Source organism: Pseudomonas bijieensis (genome assembly GCF_013347965.1).
Taxonomy (GTDB): Bacteria; Pseudomonadota; Gammaproteobacteria; order Pseudomonadales; family Pseudomonadaceae; genus Aquipseudomonas; species Aquipseudomonas bijieensis.
On the sequence record NZ_CP048810.1, the window covers coordinates 3,545,155 to 3,563,480 of the forward strand.

15 protein-coding genes, 2 pseudogenes and 1 riboswitch are annotated in these 18,326 nt (G+C 62.4%); of the genes and pseudogenes, 6 read left to right on the forward strand and 11 right to left on the reverse strand.

The features are described from left to right. Positions 1 to 324 precede the first annotated feature (324 nt). The 4 genes from GN234_RS15520 to GN234_RS15535 form a co-directional block, all read right to left on the reverse strand. Positions 325 to 681, reverse strand: a complete 357-nt coding sequence (locus tag GN234_RS15520) for a DUF6124 family protein (RefSeq protein WP_109752143.1) — start codon at positions 679 to 681, stop codon at positions 325 to 327. 489 nt (positions 682 to 1,170) lie between these two features. After that, a complete protein-coding gene (gene cpdA / locus GN234_RS15525) occupies positions 1,171 to 1,986 on the reverse strand; it encodes a 3',5'-cyclic-AMP phosphodiesterase (protein WP_109752141.1) in 816 nt (271 codons plus the stop codon). Between the two features lie 99 nt (positions 1,987 to 2,085). Further along, positions 2,086 to 2,538, reverse strand: a complete 453-nt coding sequence (locus GN234_RS15530) for a DUF1249 domain-containing protein (protein WP_003186471.1) — start codon at positions 2,536 to 2,538, stop codon at positions 2,086 to 2,088. Beyond that, positions 2,529 to 3,146 carry an NUDIX domain-containing protein gene (locus GN234_RS15535; protein WP_109752140.1) on the reverse strand — a complete coding sequence of 206 codons (618 nt, stop codon included), beginning with the start codon at positions 3,144 to 3,146 and terminating at the stop codon, positions 2,529 to 2,531. The genes GN234_RS15530 and GN234_RS15535 overlap by 10 nt, the downstream gene beginning before the upstream one ends. 214 nt (positions 3,147 to 3,360) lie before the next feature. On the opposite strand from GN234_RS15535, the gene GN234_RS15540 reads away from it, so the two are divergent. Next, positions 3,361 to 4,107: a DUF3298 domain-containing protein gene (locus GN234_RS15540; protein WP_109752139.1), complete on the forward strand. Its 747-nt coding sequence runs from the start codon at positions 3,361 to 3,363 to the stop codon at positions 4,105 to 4,107. Here GN234_RS15540 and cytX read toward each other — a convergent pair. Together cytX and thiC are read right to left on the reverse strand one after the other, a co-directional pair. Further along, positions 4,076 to 5,368: a putative hydroxymethylpyrimidine transporter CytX gene (cytX, locus tag GN234_RS15545; RefSeq protein WP_176688730.1), complete on the reverse strand. Its 1,293-nt coding sequence runs from the start codon at positions 5,366 to 5,368 to the stop codon at positions 4,076 to 4,078. The genes GN234_RS15540 and cytX overlap by 32 nt on opposite strands. Before the next feature lie 171 nt (positions 5,369 to 5,539). After that, complete coding sequence (gene thiC / locus GN234_RS15550; RefSeq protein ID WP_109752137.1) at positions 5,540 to 7,429, reverse strand: phosphomethylpyrimidine synthase ThiC; 1,890 nt, start codon at positions 7,427 to 7,429, stop codon at positions 5,540 to 5,542. Positions 7,430 to 7,604: 175 nt separating this feature from the next. Next, positions 7,605 to 7,710: riboswitch (TPP riboswitch) on the reverse strand. Between the two features lie 154 nt (positions 7,711 to 7,864). Here thiC and GN234_RS15555 point away from each other — a divergent pair. Beyond that, positions 7,865 to 9,304: a TolC family outer membrane protein gene (locus GN234_RS15555; protein WP_109752136.1), complete on the forward strand. Its 1,440-nt coding sequence runs from the start codon at positions 7,865 to 7,867 to the stop codon at positions 9,302 to 9,304. A gap of 132 nt (positions 9,305 to 9,436) precedes the next feature. Here the strand turns inward: GN234_RS15555 and waaA are convergent, their stop codons facing one another. Then, complete coding sequence (waaA, locus tag GN234_RS15560) at positions 9,437 to 10,711, reverse strand: lipid IV(A) 3-deoxy-D-manno-octulosonic acid transferase (protein WP_176688731.1); 1,275 nt, start codon at positions 10,709 to 10,711, stop codon at positions 9,437 to 9,439. Positions 10,712 to 10,733: 22 nt separating this feature from the next. After that, on the reverse strand, positions 10,734 to 11,624 hold the full coding sequence (locus GN234_RS15565) for a LysR family transcriptional regulator (RefSeq protein WP_176688732.1): 891 nt from the start codon (positions 11,622 to 11,624) through the stop codon (positions 10,734 to 10,736). A 104-nt stretch (positions 11,625 to 11,728) separates the two neighbouring features. On the opposite strand from GN234_RS15565, the gene GN234_RS15570 reads away from it, so the two are divergent. The 4 genes and pseudogenes from GN234_RS15570 to GN234_RS15585 all read left to right on the forward strand — a co-directional run bounded on the left by GN234_RS15570 (position 11,729) and on the right by GN234_RS15585 (position 15,250). Next, a complete protein-coding gene (locus tag GN234_RS15570; protein ID WP_109752132.1) occupies positions 11,729 to 12,061 on the forward strand; it encodes a DMT family transporter in 333 nt (110 codons plus the stop codon). A gap of 203 nt (positions 12,062 to 12,264) precedes the next feature. Further along, the gene (locus GN234_RS15575; RefSeq protein ID WP_109752130.1) at positions 12,265 to 13,440 is read left to right on the forward strand and encodes an NAD(P)/FAD-dependent oxidoreductase; all 1,176 of its coding nucleotides are present in this window, start codon (positions 12,265 to 12,267) and stop codon (positions 13,438 to 13,440) included. Next, the gene (locus tag GN234_RS15580; RefSeq protein ID WP_109752129.1) at positions 13,437 to 14,249 is read left to right on the forward strand and encodes an aldo/keto reductase; all 813 of its coding nucleotides are present in this window, start codon (positions 13,437 to 13,439) and stop codon (positions 14,247 to 14,249) included. The genes GN234_RS15575 and GN234_RS15580 overlap by 4 nt, the downstream gene beginning before the upstream one ends. Before the next feature lie 34 nt (positions 14,250 to 14,283). Beyond that, a pseudogene (locus tag GN234_RS15585) lies at positions 14,284 to 15,250 on the forward strand (metal ABC transporter ATPase). 141 nt (positions 15,251 to 15,391) lie between these two features. Here the strand turns inward: GN234_RS15585 and hldE are convergent. From hldE to GN234_RS15600, 3 genes and pseudogenes are all read right to left on the reverse strand, one after another. Beyond that, positions 15,392 to 16,815: pseudogene (gene hldE, locus GN234_RS15590) on the reverse strand (bifunctional D-glycero-beta-D-manno-heptose-7-phosphate kinase/D-glycero-beta-D-manno-heptose 1-phosphate adenylyltransferase HldE). A gap of 99 nt (positions 16,816 to 16,914) precedes the next feature. After that, a complete protein-coding gene (gene cysC, locus GN234_RS15595) occupies positions 16,915 to 17,523 on the reverse strand; it encodes an adenylyl-sulfate kinase (protein WP_176688733.1) in 609 nt (202 codons plus the stop codon). Further along, entirely contained in the window at positions 17,516 to 18,220 is a 705-nt protein-coding gene (locus GN234_RS15600) for a sulfotransferase family 2 domain-containing protein (protein ID WP_176688734.1), read from the reverse strand. Before GN234_RS15600 ends, cysC begins: the two co-directional genes overlap by 8 nt. Positions 18,221 to 18,326: the final 106 nt, after the last annotated feature.

Below are 18,326 nucleotides of genomic sequence, written 5' to 3' on the forward strand. Positions count from 1 at the left end.
ACCACTCGGCACCTCGCCTAGGCTCGGTATGCCCTCACTCCGGCATTGCTCCGTGGGCCCGCCGCGAAGGGCCATCCATGGCCCAGCGCGGCTATCCCGGCATCCATGCCGGGATGCCCACTACGCAATGCCTGCGTTCGGCCAGCGTGGTTAACGGGGCGCCGAGATCAACGTCCACCATGAGGCGGCCTAGTAGCCGACCTGGTTCTTGGTGAGACCGCGTTTCTCCTGTGGGAGCGGGCTTGCTCGCGAATGCGTCGGATCAGCCAACATCAATGTGGAATGACACCCCCAAGTGCCCCCACACAATGCTCGTGCTCGACGCTAGCGCGGATCGACGATGTCCAACGCCCGGTTCGCCAATAGCTCACTGAGCTCGATCATCTGCTGGACTCCCAGGGCGAAATGCCGACGCGAGCCTTCCAGGTCGAAGGTCAGGTCGCCGAGCATGGCGTTGGCGGAGGCCAGGGTTTCGCTGAGGTTGGCTAGGAGGGTTTCGGTGTCTGCGCTCTCCGCGACGGAGAACAATTGGCTTGAGGGTTGTTTCTTCTTGGGTTGGGGCTTGGGGTCGAGGTAATGGTCGATGGCGCGCTTGGCGGCTTCATCAAGCATTGGGGGAATCTGGCTGGCTTCGGGAGAAATGGAATCTTTTTTTGTTGGCCCAGAGTTACTTTCAGACATGTTGAGCGCTCCATTAGGATTGAAATAACGCCCCCTACTTTCGGGTTTCCAGACCCGGCCGCTGAGTTTTCAGCGACAGAAAAAGGTTAGCGACAGCCCTTCCCACCCGGCAACCGCCAGAGCTCGTCGGAAAAATCTAATGCAGCCCGGAGGGGTGTCCGACCATTCCCACAAACCCTGGTCGGCTGTCAGGCCGCCTCGCGGTGGACGTAGATTTTGGCGCCCCGTTAACCACGATGGCCGAACGCAGGCATTGTGGAGTGGGCATCCCGGCATGGATGCCGGGATAGCCGCGCTGGGCCATGGATGGCCCTTCGCGGCGGGCCCACGGAGCAATGCCGGAGTGAGGGCATGCCGAGCCTAGGCGAGGCACCGAGTGGTGGGGCAGGAGCGCTTTGGTTACTTTCGCGCTTTTCGAAAGTGACCCGCTGTAAGAGCGGAACCATAAGTGGCCGTTACCGCAGCAACGGATATGTACTCAATCAAAACTCAGTAACCGTTGGACTCATAGTCCGGGGTAAACGCAAACCCAACCACCCGCTCAACCCCCGTCTCCAACCGCCCATCCGGCCAAAGCCGCAACCACCGATACCCCGGCGCCTGCGAGCCCACCGCAAAATCCTCACTCCCCGGCTCAAACTGAATACAGGTCGAAGGCGAAGCCAACAAACGAACCCCCTCCCGCACCCGATCAACCTCCTGATGCACATGCCCCCACAGCACAGCACGCACCTGAGGAAACCGATCCAACACCGCAAACAACGCCTCCGGATTACGCAACCCAATCGGCTCCATCCACACACACCCAACCGACACCGGATGATGATGCAGACAAACAAGGTGATGCCGCTCCGGCGCCTCACTCAAGGCATTGGCCAACAGAATCAACTGCTCCTCGGCCAAAAAACCCGGCACCGACCCGGGCACGGCGGAGTCGAGCATCGTCACCCGCCAATTGCCAATGTCCACCACCGGATCGAGCAACGTGCTCTTGACCGCCGCCTCGAGCATCACCTGCGGCTCATCATGGTTACCGGGAATCCAGCGCGCCGGAGCCTCGATTAGTCCACTCAACTGCCGAAACGCTTCATAGGATTCCAGCGTCCCGTCCTGGGACAAATCCCCAGTGGCAAGCATCAGGTCGATGTCGGGCTGCTGCTTGAGCACCAGGTCAATGACCGCCCGCAAACTGTCACGGGTGTTCATGCCCAGCAACGAAGCATCGGCCTCGGCGAACAAATGGCTATCGGACAGTTGGACCAACAACGCCGCATCGGCAGTGGTCAGGCTGGATACGCTCGGCAAATCGCTCTCTCCCAGGCGCAATCACGCCGTTGCATGAAGCCGCAATTATGCTGGGGGACGATCGAAAGGGGAAACCCGCGAACCGGAACCGGTTCACAACTACCGAACGACTTCGAACTCGTGACCCAACGCCAGGCAATGACTCAGCCATTCACCCAAAAACAGATTCAACTGGGCTTTTTCGTCCGGCTGGTGCATTGACGCATTGGGGTAAGGATAGATGCCACGAAAGCGTCGTGCATGTTCAGCGCTCACGACTTCGGCCATGCGCGCATCGTGATAGACCTGCACTTCCAGTTGCGGCACCGGCAACCAGGGCAGGCTGTGTTCCTGGCGCACCTGCAAGGTGGTGGTGTAGGGACAGGTCTGCAATACCTCGAGGGCCAGCACGCCGAGCATCTGGTCGCCGTGGGTCACGGCGATGCGCCGTGGCGCCGGGTCGTTGCGCATGTCCGGCAACAGGCGCATCAGGCGGGCGTAGTTGGCCTCGCAGGCGGCCTGCAGCCCCACCAGATCGACGCGATAACGATCGCGCAGCTTGTTCAGGACCATAGCCCCCTCACTTCATCGCGATTCAAGGCCAGCCATTGCAAGGCAATGATGCTGGCCGCGTTGCAGATACGTCCGTCGCGCACCGCCTGCAAGGCATCTTCGAAAGCCCAGACCTTCACCCGAATGTCTTCAGCTTCCTCCTCCAGGCCATGCAGGCCTCCGGCCCCCGTGCTGTCGCAACGCCCCAGGTACAAATGTACGAATTCATCACTGCCGCCCGGCGATGGAAAATACTTGGTCATCGGCCAGAGCGCAGCGAAGACAAGCCCAGCTTCCTCCTGCGCCTCACGATGAGCAACTTCTTCCGGCTGCTCGTCCTTGTCGATCAGGCCGGCCACCAGTTCAACCAGCCAAGGGTTGGTCGTCTTGCCTATGGCGCCCACGCGAAACTGTTCGATCAACACCACTTCATCGCGCTGCGGGTCGTAGGGCAACACGCACACCGCGTCATGGCGTACGAACAGTTCACGGTTGATTTCACGGCTCATGCCACCGGCAAACAACTCGTGGCGCAGGACGAGGCGATCGAGCTTGTAGAAACCCTTGAAGCAGGTTTCACGCTTGACGATGTCCACGGTGCTGGGTGCGGCGTTGGCGAAGTCGGTCATGACAATCCTCGTGTGCAGTGAATCAATACGAGGTTCCAACCTCGGCTTCGCGCCATCCTAACGCGCCCGTACCCTTTGATGCAGCCCCTTTCCACTCATCGGGATGGACGGCAGAAGGTGAAAGAACTCTAATGAGCTTAGTGGCGAACTGATTGTCCTGCTGGCAGTCGAAGCGGGTAACTTTTCGCCTTTCCCTGTTCCATGAAGGACGCCCATGTCGCTTTTCAAAACTGCCTCCGTGGCCGCCATTGCCCTGACCCTGGGCGCTTGCCAAAGCCTGTTCCAACCCAACTACCGCGCCCCGCTGGAAACCACCCGCGATGCCTCGGAACAACTGCAACAAGGTTGCGCCAGCGCCGACTGCCCATTGGTAAACATCGACACCTTGCACTTCCCCACCGAACCGGTCCTGGACGGCATTATCGAAAAACGCCTGTTGGAACTGACCCGCACCACCCCGGGCGCCCCCGTGGCACCGACGCTGGCCGCCTATCGCGAGCAGTTTTTGCGCAGCGCCGCACCGCGTAACAGCAGCTATTTGCAAGCCAAGGTACGTGAGCAACATGACGGCCTGGTGATCATCGAACTGTCCAGCTACCTGGACACCGGCGGCGCCCACGGCACGCCGGGGCGCGGCTTCATCAACTATTCGCGCCAGCAACACAAGGTGCTGACACTGTCGGACATGCTGCTGCCGGGCCAGGAAGAAGCCTTCTGGAAAGCCGCGCAGGTCGCTCACAACAGTTGGCTGATCAGCACCAAGCTGGATCAGGAACCCGATTTCCTGAAACAGTGGTCCTTCCAGAAAACCCCACACGTGGCGCTGACCTACGGCGGTGTGATCCTCAAGTACGAAGTGAGCACCATTGCGCCCTACGCCCTGGGCCACATCGAATTGAAGATCGCTTACCCGCGCCTCAATGGCATTCTCAAGCCCGAGCTGTTTCCTGGCCGTAGCTAAAGGCCCGGCCCAGCAACAGCTGCAGCAACCCTGCCAGGATCAGCGACGGCAGGGTTGCGCCGATGTCCGGATAGAAGTTCGCCAGTAGGTGATAAGTGCTCACCCCGCCCAGCCAGGCCAACAGTGCCGGCCAGCGCAACGCGGCTGACAGCACCTGGCTACGGCGTTTGCGCAGGATGAAGTGGTCCACCAGCACCACGCCGAACAGCGGTGCGAACACCGAGCCGATCAGCAACAGGAAGTTCTGGTATTGCGCCAACGGCGCGAAGCAGGCGATCAAGGTGCAGATGACGCCAATCGCCAAGGCCAGGTGTTCGACTTTCAGCCCCGACAGCATGCCACTGGACACCGCCGCCGAGTGAATGTCAGCGAAGGCATTTTCCGACTCATCCAGCAAAATCAAAAGCAGTGGAATCCCCAACCCGGCGCCCGCCAGGGCCAGCAGCAGCGCATTGACTTCGCCGCTTGGCGCAAACGCCAGGGTGTAGGCCACGCCCAGGCTCATCAGCCAGAAATTACCGATGAAGAACCCCAGCGCGGTACCGCCAAAGACATTCTTGGCGCGTTTACCGAAGCGCGAATAGTCGGCGATCAGCGGCAGCCACGACAGCGGCATCGCAATGGCGATGTCAAACCCCACCGCCAGCGGCATCGAGCCGTCACCCGCCTGGGCCCACAGCGCGGCCAGGTCAGCCTTGGCGAACAGGTTCCAGGTCAGCCAGATGCATGCCGCCAGCAACAGCCAGATACCCCACTTGCGCAAAACCTTCCGTACGAAGGTCAGCGGTCCACTGACCGCGAGCAAGGTCGCCAGGGCGCCAAAGAACAGCGTCCACAGCAGTGGATTGGCCCCCAGGCTACCTTCACTGAAAGCCCGGGCGCCGAGCAGGCTGGCGGCGTCACGCATGACAATGATTTCGAATGAACCCCAGCCGATCAGCTGCAGCAGGTTCAACACCGCCGGCACGCTCGCGCCCTTGCCGCCAAGGCTGATCTTGAGGGCGGCCATGGCCGACAGGCCAGTGTCGCTGCCGATCACCCCGACGGCCGCCAGCAGCAGGACGCCCACCAGCGTGCCGAGGAAAATCGCCAGCAGCGCACCACTCAGGCCCAGGCCCGGCGCGAGCAAGGCGCCGACCTGCAAGACCATCAGGCCGATGCCGAGGGAGAACCACAGGGAAAACAGGTCGCGAGCGCCGAAGACGCGTTTGTCCAGGGGGACGGCGGTGTCTGGGGAGTAGGTGCTGGGTTGGATGTTCAAGAGTTGTTATCTCAGAGGAATATTTGTTGTTCTATCGATCGCTTTCGCGAGCAGGCTCGCTCCCACAAGGGACTTGCGGCGAACACGAGATGGGTGAACGACCGAGATCCATTGTGGGAGCGAGCCTGCTCGCGAAGGCGGCGGTGAAAACACCGCCGCCCACAGCTCACATCACACTTTCTTGTAAAGCTGACTACCTTCCTTCTTGAACCGCTCAGCCTGTTCCGCCAAGCCCTGGGCGACATCGACATCCACCGCTTCAATGCGCTGGTTGGCCGCGTACTCGCGCACTTCCTGGGTGATTTTCATCGAGCAGAACTTCGGCCCGCACATCGAGCAGAAATGCGCGACCTTGGCCGAATCCTTCGGCAGGGTTTCGTCGTGGTACGAACGGGCGGTGTCCGGGTCCAGGCCGAGGTTGAACTGGTCTTCCCAGCGGAACTCGAAACGCGCCTTGCTCAAGGCATTGTCGCGGATCTGCGCGCCCGGGTGCCCTTTGGCAAGGTCGGCCGCGTGGGCGGCGATCTTGTAGGTGATGATCCCGGTCTTGACGTCATCCTTGTTCGGCAGGCCCAGGTGTTCCTTCGGTGTGACGTAGCAGAGCATCGCGCAACCGAACCAGCCGATCATCGCCGCACCGATGCCGGAGGTGATGTGGTCGTAGCCCGGCGCGATGTCGGTGGTCAGTGGGCCGAGGGTATAGAACGGCGCTTCATCGCAGCACTCGAGCTGCTTGTCCATGTTCTCCTTGATCAACTGCATCGGCACGTGGCCCGGGCCTTCGATCATGCACTGCACATCATGCTTCCAGGCGATCTTGGTCAGCTCGCCGAGGGTTTCCAGCTCACCGAACTGCGCTTCGTCGTTGGCGTCGGCAATCGAGCCCGGACGCAGGCCATCGCCCAGCGAGAAGCTGACGTCGTAGGCCTTCATGATTTCGCAGATGTCTTCGAAGTGGGTGTAGAGGAAGTTCTCTTTGTGGTGTGCCAGGCACCACTTGGCCATGATCGAACCACCACGGCTGACGATACCGGTGACGCGCTTGGCGGTCATTGGCACATAGCGCAGCAGCACGCCGGCGTGGATGGTGAAATAGTCGACGCCCTGCTCGGCCTGTTCGATCAGCGTGTCGCGGAACAGCTCCCAGGTCAGGTCTTCGGCCACGCCGCCGACTTTTTCCAGGGCCTGGTAGATCGGCACGGTGCCGATCGGCACCGGCGAGTTGCGGATGATCCATTCGCGGGTTTCATGGATGTGCTTGCCAGTGGACAGGTCCATGACCGTGTCCGAACCCCAGCGAATACCCCAGGTCAGTTTCGCCACTTCTTCTTCGATGGACGAACCCAGGGCACTGTTGCCGATGTTGCCGTTGATCTTCACCAGGAAGTTACGGCCGATGATCATCGGTTCCAGTTCGGTGTGGTTGATGTTGGCCGGGATGATCGCGCGACCGCGGGCGATTTCATCGCGTACGAATTCCGGGGTGATGACTTTCGGCACGCTGGCGCCGAAGCTGTGGCCGGCGTGTTGCTGGTCCAGCAGGCCGGCGGCGCGGGCCACTTCCAGCTTCATGTTTTCGCGGATGGCGACATATTCCATCTCGGCGGTAATGATGCCTTTGCGCGCGTAGTGCATCTGGCTGACGTTGGCGCCCGGCTTGGCACGGCGCGGGTTGTTCACGTGGGCGAAGCGCAGCTTGGTCAGCTCGGGGTCGGCCAGGCGTTCCTGGCCGAAGTTGGAACTCAGGCCGGCCAGGCGTTCGGTGTCGCCACGGGCTTCGATCCACGGCGAGCGCACATCGGCCAGGCCCTTGCGCACGTCGATGATCACGTTCGGGTCGGTGTAGGGGCCCGAAGTGTCATATACCACCACCGGCGCGTTGATTTCACCGCCGAAGTCGGTGGGGGTCACGTCGAGGCTGATTTCGCGCATGGGCACGCGAATATCCGGGCGACTGCCCTGGACATAGATTTTTTGCGAGCGGGTAAAGGGCTGGACCGATTGCTCATCGACCTGGGCCGATTCACTGAGGTTGGTCGCGTTTTTTGCTTTTGTCGTCATCACGGGCTCTCCAGACACACATCCAGGCAGTGGATTTTTGTCGGAGCGAACCTGTAGCGAATGGACGCGTCCCTGCACGAGAGTGCGGACGCTGTGCTTGCTGCTCGAGGATGCTCGAAAATCGAAAGTCGATGGTCGAACAACATCCCGGACGAAGCACAAGAGGACTCGCCGGGTGACGAGAAATCTTGTTCCCTACGCAGGCGTTAACCTGATCAGGTTCAACGGGATCCGAAATTATTCGATCTCAGCCTCATAGCAAGGCACCCCGACAAGAACCCGGCCAGTCTAGACACAACTACCAGAGAACGCCATCGCCAGGGCAAAAGGCGTGATGAATGGCGCATATACAGGATTGTTGCCGTGCCATCGCGCAACTACACTCGCTACGCCGCGCCTCTTGTGCGCACTCATCCGTGAAATAGGGATCGCCTCATGTTGCGCAAACTCTCACTGGCCCTAGCCGTGTCTTGTGCGTCCAATGGAATGGCCTGGGCTGCCGAAGCGCCCATCACCACCAAAACCGATCTGGTGAGCGTGTACCAGGAAGCGGTAGACAACAACGCCGACCTGGCCGCTGCCCGCGCCCAGTACGGCGCCCAGAAGGAAGTGGTACCCCAGGCGCGTGCCGGATTGTTGCCAAACCTGTCCGGCGGTGCCGAAGTCGCCAACGTGCGCACCGATATCGACCAGCCTGCCGCGGTCGCCAACCGCAGTGCCCGCTCGTATCAGGCCACACTCTCCCAGCCGCTGTTTCGTGCCGACCGCTGGTTCCAGTTCCAGGCGGCCAAGTCGGTGAACGAACAAGCGTCGCTGCAACTGTCGGCCACCGAACAGAACATGATCCTGCAAAGCGCCGAGAGCTACTTCAATGTGCTGCGCAGCCAGGACAACCTGGCCTCGACCAAGGCCGAAGAAGCCGCGTTCAAGCGTCAGCTCGACCAGTCCAACGAGCGCTTCGACGTGGGCCTGTCGGACAAGACCGATGTGCTGCAATCCCAGGCCAGCTACGACACCGCCCGGGCCAACCGGATCCTGGCCCAGCGCCAGGTCGAGGACGCCTTCGAAGCGCTGATCACCCTGACCAACCGCCAGTACAACTCGCTCCAGGGCATCGTCCATACCCTGCCGATCCTGCCGCCGACGCCCAACGATGCCAAGGCCTGGGTCGACACCGCCGCCAGACAGAACCTTAATCTGTTGGCCAGCAACTACGCCGTCACCGCCGCCGAAGATACTTTGCGCCAGCGCAAGGCCGGTCACGCGCCAACCCTGGACGCCGTTGCGAAATACGAAAAAGGCGACAACGACGCCCTGGGCTTCAGCAACCCGAACGCATTTGGCCGCGCCTACAGTGGCGACGTCGATCAGCGCACGCTGGCCTTGCAACTGAACATTCCGATTTTCAGTGGTGGGCTGACCAGCTCCCAGGTGCGCGAGTCCTACTCGCAACTCACCCAGACCGAGCAACAACGCGAAGCCCTGCGCCGCCAGGTCGTGGAGAACACCCGTAACCTGCACCGCGCGGTGAACACCGATGTGGAGCAGGTCCAGGCCCGACGCCAGTCGATCATCTCCAACCAGAGCGCGGTAGAAGCCACGGAGATCGGCTACCAGGTCGGCACGCGCAACATCGTCGATGTGCTCGATGCCCAGCGTCAGCTATATACCTCGGTGCGCAACTACAACAATGCCCGCTACGACTACATCCTCGACAACCTGCGTCTCAAACAGGCCGCCGGCACGTTGAGCCCGGCGGACCTGCAGGACCTGTCTCGCTACCTCAAGCCCGACTACAACCCCGACCGCGACTTCCTGCCGCCGGACCTGGCCAAGGCGGCAGCGGAGCAGTTGCGTTCGCGGCCGGCGCAGTAACCCCTTGGAGGGAAGCCCTGCCAACAACATCCTGTGGGAGCAAGGCTTGCCCGCGATGAATACCACTCAGTCTCCCTGGAACCGGGGCGCTTGCATCGCGAGCAAGCTTTGCTCCCACAGATATTCAGTCGCTCAATCAATCAACCGCCCCAACCCGTCCAGCAAGCGCTGCAACGCGCCCTGATTGCGGCGCATCACCGCAAGCCCTGCCTCAGCCATGCGCTGGGCATCCCGGGGCAGTTCGAACAGGCGCTGTACCGCCAGGGCCAGGCTTTGGGCATCGTCCACTTCCGCCAGGGCACCGGCGGCACGCAGTTGCGCGGCGATTTCGAGGAAGTTGAACAGGTGCGGCCCGCTGAGCACCGGTTTCGCCAGCGCCGCCGGCTCGAGCAGGTTGTGTCCGCCGTTGGGCACCAGGCTGCCTCCGACAAAAGCGCTGTCGGCCAAGGCGTAGAGAAACAGCAGTTCGCCCATGGTGTCGCCCAGCAACACTGACGTCTGGGCGGTGACCGGTTGAGCGCTGGAGCGCCGGGCCGTGGCGAAGCCTTGGTTCTCACAGAGCTGATGCACGGCATCAAAACGCTCGGGATGCCGCGGCACCAGGATCAGCAAGGCATCGGGATAGCTGTCGAGCAGCCGACGATGGGCGGCCAGCACCACTTCGTCCTCGCCTTCATGGGTGCTGGCGGCGATCCATACTGGACGCTCGGTCGCCTGCCACTGGCGGCGCAAGGCGCTGGCGTCTTCGAGCAGTTGCGGATCGATGGTCAGGTCGAACTTGATGGAGCCGGTGACCTTGACGGTTTCCGCCCGGGCGCCCAACTGGCGAAAACGCTCGGCTTCGGCTTCGGTCTGTACAGCGAACAGGCTCATCTCGGCAAGCATCGGTCGGGTCAACTTGGGGAACCGCGCGTAACCGCGTGCCGAACGCTCCGACAACCGTGCGTTGGCCAAAGCCACGGGAATGCCGCGCCTGGCGCATTGGTGAATGTGGTTGGGCCATAGCTCGGTTTCCATGATGACCGCCAGGGACGGTCGGGCCCGGTCGAGAAAACGCTTGGCGGCGCAAGGCAAATCGTACGGCAAGTAGCAATGCTGGATACGCGGCTCGTTGGCGAACATGGCCTGGATCCGCTCCGAACCGGTGGGCGTCATGCAGGTAACCGTGATCGGCAGCTGTGGATAACGTTGCAGCAAGGCACGGATCATCGGCGCGGCGGCAATGCTCTCGCCCACCGACACCGCATGAACCCAGATGCCCCCCGGCACCATGACCGGCAGCCCCCAGGAAAACCGCTCGCCAATGCGCCGGGCATATGCCGGCGCCTTGCGGGCCCGTAACCACAGCCGAATCGCTACCAGTGGCAGCCCCAGATAAAACAACGCGCTATAGAGAGTTCTGTTCATGGCGGCGGAGTTTATCGGTTTTTCAGCCGATCGCCTGCAACTGCACGGCAAAACGTTCCGCCAGCCAACGGGCCGCCGGCCCCAGGGGTTCGTCGCGGCGCCAGACCAGTTCCACCACCAGCGCCGGCGGGGTCCACTCGCTGCTGAGTTCAACCATGTCGCCCAGGTACGCCGGGTATTGCACCACATGCCGAGGCAGCCAGGCCCAGCCCAGGCCACTCCTCAGCCATTCGGCCAACACATAGAAACTGTCAGCCCGCCAGACCTGTGGGCTGGCCTGCTCGCTGCCGGGATAGACGCTGGACTGGGTCGCCATCAACAACTGGCGGTGCCGGGCCATTTCCCGGCAGGTCACATAACCATGGTCCGCCAATGCATGGCCCCGGCCGCACACCGTGACCATTTCGACGCTGCCCAGTACCCGGCGCTCCAGCGCCTCGGGGATCTGGTCGTGATAGAACAGCAAGCCGAGGTCGGCGCGCCGCTCCACCAGTTTGCGCGCCACATCGCCCTGGGCGGCGCTGGCCAGTTGCACTTCGAGGGTGGGAAATTGCTCGGCCAGGGCCGCCAGGCTGTCGATGACCGGTTGATAGGGCATGGCTTCGTCCTGGGCCAGGCGCAGCGACGCTTCCTGCCCGCGCATCAGGGCCAGGGCCCGGCCATTGAGGCGCTCGCACTGGCGCAGCACCTCCCTGGCTTCTTCGAGCAGGGCTTCGCCAACGTCGGTGAGCCTCGGCTGACGGCCGCTGCTGCGCTCGAACAGGCTCACCCCCAAGTCGTCTTCCAGCAAGGCAATCGCACTGCTGATGGCCGACTGCGCCTTGCGCTGGTCCCGGGCCACGGCGGAAAACGAACGCTTCTCGGCGACCCCGACAAACAGTCGCAATTGCTCCAGGTTCCACTGTACGTTCATGGCCCAACCTATCTTGATTACAGATAGGTAATGACTTTACCGCATCTGGGCAATCTCTAGAATGGCCTCCATCGAAAGACGCAACCGTCGAAGAGGAACTGCCTATGAACGCCTACTACTACCTGGCCATCGCCATCTGCGCCGAAGTGATCGCCACCGTTTCGATGAAAGCGATCAAGGGCCTGAGCACACCCCTGCCCTTGCTGCTGGTCATCGCCGGCTACGGCACCGCGTTCTGGATGTTGACGCTGGTGGTACGCACCGTACCGGTGGGCGTGGCCTACGCGGTCTGGGCCGGGTTGGGGATCGTCATGGTCAGCGTGGCGGCGCTGTTCATCTACGGGCAGAAACTGGACGTGCCGGCGATGCTGGGGATGGCCTTGATTGTGTTGGGGGTGGTGGTGATCCAGCTGTTTTCCAAGACGGCAGGGCACTGAAGACACAGCTTAATAGGGCTGAAAATACATGTTTGGCAAGGAGGAATCTGGGAGCAAGGCTTGCCCGCGATGAAAACGACGCGGTCTCTCTGGAACCGAGGCGCCTGTATCGCGAGCAAGCTTTGCTCCCACAGGTTGAGCGGCGAAAACTCCACCCATCGAGTCTGTATACTGCGCCCTCGTCTTGAACACTGAGGTCGCTCATGTCATCCGTTATTTCCACCGACATTCTGATTGTCGGCGCAGGCGTCGCCGGTCTCTGGCTGAACGCCCGCCTGCGGCGCCAGGGTTTTTCGACCGTGCTGGTGGAAAGCGCCAGCCTCGGCGGCGGGCAGAGTGTCAAATCCCAGGGCATCATCCATGGCGGCGCCAAGTACGCCTTGCATGGCGCCCTGACCGGTGCCTCGGAAGCCATCGCCGACATGCCGCGCCGCTGGCGCGAAGCCCTGAAAGGGGAAGGTGAACTGGACCTGTCCGGTGTGCGTATGCTTTCCGACGCCCATTACCTCTGGTCCCCCGGCACCCTGGCCGGCAACCTCACCAGTTTCTTTGCCAGCAAGGCCGTGCGCGGGCGAGTCGACCAGGTCAAGGGCGATCAACTGCCGCCGGCCCTGCAAGACAAGCGCTTCAAGGGCAAGGTCTATCGCCTGGCCGAACTGGTGGTGGACGTGCCCAGCCTGATCGCGCGCCTGGCGGAACTGGCCGGCGACAGCCTGCTGGCCGGGCAGCGCATCGAGCCATTGCGCGAAGCGGGTGAGCTGGTCGGCCTGAAGGTCGACGACCGCGAGATCCGTGCCCAACGCATTATCCTCAGCGCTGGCGCGGGCACCGCTGACCTGCTCAAAGCCCTGGGCCTGGACAAACCGGCCATGCAGACCCGGCCGTTGCACATGGTTTTGGCCAAGGGGCCGAGCCTCAAGCCCCTTTACGCCCATTGCCTGGGCGGGGGACCGAAGCCGCGCGTCACCGTGACCACCCACCCGGCCGCCAATGGCCAATGGGTCTGGTACCTGGGGGGTGACCTCGCCGAAGGCGATGCCATCGCCCGCGAACCCGCCGAGCAGATCGCCGTCGCTCAGAAAGAACTTGGCCAATTGCTGCCGTGGATCGACCTCAGCACCGCGCAATGGGCCACGCTGCGGGTTGACCGCGCCGAACCGTTGCAGTCGGGCCTGACCCGCCCGGACAACGCCTTCCTCGCCGAGCAGGATCGTCTGCTGGTGGGTTGGCCGACCAAACTGGCCCTGGCCCCGGACTTCGCCGATCGGGTGGTCAATGCGCTGCAACGCGATGGCATCCAACCCAGTCACCCTGCCCCCTTGCCGGAGCTGCCGAAGCCGCCGATGGGCGTGCCTGCCTGGGAGCAACTGTTGCCATGAGCCAACCGACCCTGCATGACCTCTATCGCCCCTTGGGCCATGATGGCCCGCGGGTCTCCCCGTTGGGCCTGGGCACCGTCAAGCTGGGCCGCGACCAGGGCGTCAAATACCCCAACGGCTTTCGGATCCCCGATGACGACGAAGCGCGCATGTTGCTCAAACAGGCACGCGACCTGGGTATCAACCTGATCGACACCGCGCCGGCCTATGGCCGCAGCGAAGAACGTCTCGGCCCGCTGTTGCGTGGCCAACGCCAGGACTGGGTGATTGTCAGCAAGGTCGGCGAAGAATTCAGCGATGGCCAGTCACGCCACGACTTCAGTGCCGCCCATACCCGCTTCTCGGTGGAACGCAGCCTCAAGCGCCTGGAAACCGACTATATCGACCTGGTGCTGGTGCATTCCGACGGCAACGACCTGGCGATCCTCAACGACAGCGAGGTCTACCCGACCCTGGCGGCACTCAAGCGCGAAGGCAAGATCGGCGGTTTCGGTTTTTCCGGCAAGACCGTCGACGGCGGCTTGAAAGCCTTGGAGCAAGGCGATTGTGCGATGGTCACCTACAATCTGAACGAACGAAACGAAAAGGCGGTCATTGACTACGCCAGCGAGCACGGCAAAGCGATCCTGGTGAAGAAAGCCCTGGCCAGCGGTCACGTCTGCCTGAGCCCGGGCGTGGACCCGGTCCGTGCCAGTTTCGAACTGTTGTTTGAGCATCCCGGGGTCGCCAGTGCTATTGTCGGCACCATCAATCCGCTGCACCTCGCCCATAACGTCGCGACCGTAGCCAAGGTCCTGCGTAAAAACTGACGCCGCCCTACGCGGCCTTAAGGAAGGAGCCGACATGCCGCGTACGCTCATCAGAAAGAATCCAAGCAACTTCAAGACCCTGCCCCTGTTCGTCGAAGCAACACCCGAAGGCCTGACTTACCAGAGCGTCGGGATGCCACTGAATTTCGCCCAGACCTTGCAGCGCCGCCGCCCTGTCGCGGTGGCCGATGCCGAGCGCTTCTCCCTGGAGCTGGCCAACCTGGGCGTCTCGGTGCGCCTGACCCTGCATTGGCAGAACCGCGATTACTGGGTGCTGGTGCGCCAACGCCGACAGGATCGCGGCGACGTGGTGCTCAAGCTGATTTCCGGCTACGTCCCGGCCCATGAACTGAACCTGCCGCTGCTCACCGCCATCAGCGAGATCGCCGAAGAATGCCTGCTGGAAACCCCTGAAGGCTGGCTTGGCGGGCGTTTCAACGACACCTGGCTGCCGGCCCCCTACGCCACGGCCCTGCATTATCGCGAAGCCTTGCCGTTTCGCCTGACGCCGCTGTCGGGCTCGGCCCGCCCGGTGCGCAGCGCCAACCTGCAACTGATCGAGCGGCCACGGGCCTACGTGCACCTGCCGACGGCATCACTGCAACTGATCTATGACTTACGCCTGGATGTGCCCAGGGAAGCCAAGTCCCTGAGCCTGTTTCACGTTGATGAGCGCCTGGAGGGCGATCAACTGGTTGCGCGCCTGGACCGCAAGCGGCCTGACCTGTACCTGATGCCGCTGCAGGATGGGCAGCCCTTGCCTGAGCTGTACACCTTGAAAAAGGATCAGTTGTACCCGGCCAGCACTCGGGGGGCTGTACCTGGCGGAAAGTTTCGCCCGACAGGATGGCTGGCTGGTGCGCGACGAGCGGATTCGCTGGAAGGACTGGCTGCGCCAGCAAGGGCTGACACCACCGGGCAAGGAGTCGGGCCTGACCCGACTCAAGGGCAAGGCCCGGCAATTGCTCAAGAAGATCGTGCCGCGCAAGGTGGCTCGTTAGTTACAGCAATTGGAACGCTTCTGTGGCGAGGGAGCTTGCTCCCGCTTGGGTGCGCAGCGCCCATAAAAAAGGGGTTGCTGCGCAACCCAGCGGGAGCAAGCTCCCTCGCCACAACAGCCGCCAGGCCCTACAAACTGCGGCTCAGTTATTGCGGATCTTTTCCACAATCGCCGTCGTCGAGCTGTTTTCCACCAGCCCCAACACCTTCACCGTACCGCCGTAGGCCGTGTGACGATGTCCGCGCCCACGACCTGATCGATGCCGTAGTCACCGCCCTTGACCAGCACATCCGGCTTGACCTGGCGCAGCAGGTTTTCCGGCGTGCCCTCGCTGAAGCTGATCACCCAGTCCACCGCGCCCAGGCCGGCCAGGACCGCCATGCGCCGGTCGACGCTGTTGATCGGGCGACCCGGTCCTTTGAGACGGCTTACGGACGCATCGTCGTTGACCGCGACGATCAGGCGATCGCCTTGGGCCCTGGCCTGCTCCAGGTAGGTCACGTGGCCAGCGTGCAGGATGTCGAAGCAACCGTTGGTGAAGACGATTCTTTCGTTGTGAGCTCGGGCGTCGTCAACGGCCAGCAGCAGTTGTTCCAGGCCCAGCACGCCTCGCTCGGATCCTTCCTCGCGCTGGATGGCGCGGCGTAGCTCGGGAGCGCTGATGGCCGCCGTGCCGAGCTTGCCAACGACAATGCCCGCCGCCAGGTTCGCCAGGGCTACCGCGTGGGGTAATTCCTCGCCGGCAGCGATCGCCGCGGCCAGGGTGGAAATCACGGTATCGCCGGCACCCGTCACGTCGAACACTTCACGGGCACGGGCCGGCAGGTGCAACGCGGGGTGATCGGGGCGCAGCAGGGTCATGCCATGCTCGCCACGGGTCACCAGCAAGGCGCCGAGGTCAAGGTCTTGCATCAGTTGCGCGCCTTTGCTCACCAGGTCGTGCTCATCGACGCAACCGCCGACGATGGTTTCGAATTCGCTGAGGTTCGGCGTGATCAGGCTGGCGCCACGGTAGATGGAAAAATCCTTGCCCTTGGGATCGGCCAGGACCGGAATACCACGGGCACGGGCAGCCTGGATCAGCACCTGGTGGTTTTTCAACGCGCCTTTGCCGTAGTCCGACAACACCAGGACCTTGATACCTTCGAGCAGGTTGTCGACCTCGGCACCGAGGGCCAGGGGATCAGTGGCGAACGGCTCTTCGAAGTCGATACGCAGCAGTTGCTGGTGACGACTCATGACCCGCAGCTTGACGATGGTCGGCTGGTGCGCGATGCGCTGGAATATCGCCCGCACACCCGCCCCCTTGAGGCTGTTGGTCAGGCTGTCGGCAGCCTCGTCGTCGCCGGTCACCCCCACCAGGGAGGCCGGCGCGCCGAGGGCGGCGATGTTCAGGGCAACGTTGGCGGCACCACCGGGGCGATCCTCGATGTGCTCGACCTTGACCACCGGTACCGGGGCCTCAGGGGAAATCCGTGAGGTACCGCCATGCCAGTAGCGGTCGAGCATGACATCGCCGACCACCAATACAGGGGCTTGATCGAATCGCGGCATGGACAACTTCATGGAGCATCCCACATACAAAATGAACAGGGCCGCGATATTAGCACAGGGTTGGCGAAGGCTTATCCATGGCTGCAAGGCGACCCCAGGATGCGCGCTCGATCAAATCTGCAGCAACGCCGACAGCCGGGCACAGGCCTGGGCCATTTCCACCTCGCTGGTATCGATCGCGCAGTCCGGCGCGAGTGGCGCCTCGTAGGGACTGTCGAGCCCGGTGAAGTTCTTGATCCGCCCGGCACGGGCTTCGCGGTACAACCCCTTGGGGTCACGCTGGGCACAGACGTCGAAAGGCGTACTCACATAGACTTCCACGAAGGTGCCTTGGGCAAACAACTGTCGAGCCGCTTCCCGGTCGGCGCGAAACGGTGAGATGGCCGCAACGATGACGATCAGGCCGGCGTCGACCATCAGGCGCGCCACCTCGGCAATGCGGCGGATATTTTCCTTGCGGGCCTCGGCATCCATGCCCAGGCCCCGGCACAGCCCCTGGCGCAGGTTGTCGCCATCGAGCAGGGCGGTGTGCAAACCCTGCTGGTTGAGTTGCACCTCCAAGGCATTGGCCAGTGTCGACTTGCCCGCCCCCGACAGTCCGGTCAGCCAGATACAACGTGGGCGCTGGGCTTTGATGGCAGCCCGATCCTCGGGCGTGAGCGCCTGCGCATAAGGACGAATCTGCACCTGTTGCATCGATACCTTTGACGTTTCATTCATAACCAAGCATCTCGTAGTCACGTTGGTACACCCGCCGCACCAGCCGACGGGTCCGTACCGAGCAAATGTCCCGTACCGGCACCACGACGCGCTGGCGGGTGCGGTTCACATGGGGCAACGTCGCAGCCAGCCCCAGGTACTCGCACACCCGCTGATAGTCCCGCTCCAGGTATTCCTGATAACCGATGAAGTCCAACGCCAGGTGGCCGAGGGAGTCGGTGAGGAAATCTGTCTGCGCAGCGAAATGCAATTGCCGGGTGATGTTCTCCGGATGCAGCCAGCGAACGACAAAATCGTCGAAGTCGCGGTATTGGCCGACCAGTTTCTGAGCCGCATGGTCGCGCGCCCCCAACGTGTTGCCCCGCAGGAAAGCATAGGCCGAATATGCACGTTCCAGCGGATCACGGACAAAGGCAAACTTGAAACTGGCGGCGTACTGCTGCGCAAACTGCTCTTCGTACCAGTACAACGGCAGGTGGCCCGGGCTGTAGCCATCGAAAAGCCCGACGCAAATACTGCTGCCGGCGCATTTTGGCACATGGATGAACAAACAGCCGCGTTGGGCGAAAGCTTCGGGAAAACGGCAATTGGCCGACATCGATTTGTTCACGACCTGTCGGTCGACAACCGACAGGCGCCCCAACAGAAAGGAACGCTGCGACTTGGGCAGTAGCTTCCAGAGATAGCGTTGCAACATTCAAGCACCCGCGCGAGAGGGATGGCCCCCTCGATGACTAAGTTGGTCCAGGAAAAGTCCTGTGGCCAGACCTTAGCAGTCACGAGTCGCGGATTTATTGTGGGTT

Coding starts and splice junctions, on each gene's coding strand:
- GN234_RS15520 (WP_109752143.1), bottom strand. CDS start 681: ATGTCTGAAAGTAACTCTGGGCCAACAAAAAAAGATTCCATTTCTCCC.
- GN234_RS15530 (WP_003186471.1), bottom strand. CDS start 2,538: ATGGTCCTGAACAAGCTGCGCGATCGTTATCGCGTCGATCTGGTGGGG.
- GN234_RS15535 (WP_109752140.1), bottom strand. CDS start 3,146: ATGACCGACTTCGCCAACGCCGCACCCAGCACCGTGGACATCGTCAAG.
- GN234_RS15540 (WP_109752139.1), top strand. CDS start 3,361: ATGTCGCTTTTCAAAACTGCCTCCGTGGCCGCCATTGCCCTGACCCTG.
- thiC (WP_109752137.1), bottom strand. CDS start 7,429: ATGACGACAAAAGCAAAAAACGCGACCAACCTCAGTGAATCGGCCCAG.
- GN234_RS15555 (WP_109752136.1), top strand. CDS start 7,865: ATGTTGCGCAAACTCTCACTGGCCCTAGCCGTGTCTTGTGCGTCCAAT.
- waaA (WP_176688731.1), bottom strand. CDS start 10,711: ATGAACAGAACTCTCTATAGCGCGTTGTTTTATCTGGGGCTGCCACTG.
- GN234_RS15565 (WP_176688732.1), bottom strand. CDS start 11,624: ATGAACGTACAGTGGAACCTGGAGCAATTGCGACTGTTTGTCGGGGTC.
- GN234_RS15570 (WP_109752132.1), top strand. CDS start 11,729: ATGAACGCCTACTACTACCTGGCCATCGCCATCTGCGCCGAAGTGATC.
- GN234_RS15575 (WP_109752130.1), top strand. CDS start 12,265: ATGTCATCCGTTATTTCCACCGACATTCTGATTGTCGGCGCAGGCGTC.
- GN234_RS15580 (WP_109752129.1), top strand. CDS start 13,437: ATGAGCCAACCGACCCTGCATGACCTCTATCGCCCCTTGGGCCATGAT.
- cysC (WP_176688733.1), bottom strand. CDS start 17,523: ATGAATGAAACGTCAAAGGTATCGATGCAACAGGTGCAGATTCGTCCT.
- GN234_RS15600 (WP_176688734.1), bottom strand. CDS start 18,220: ATGTTGCAACGCTATCTCTGGAAGCTACTGCCCAAGTCGCAGCGTTCC.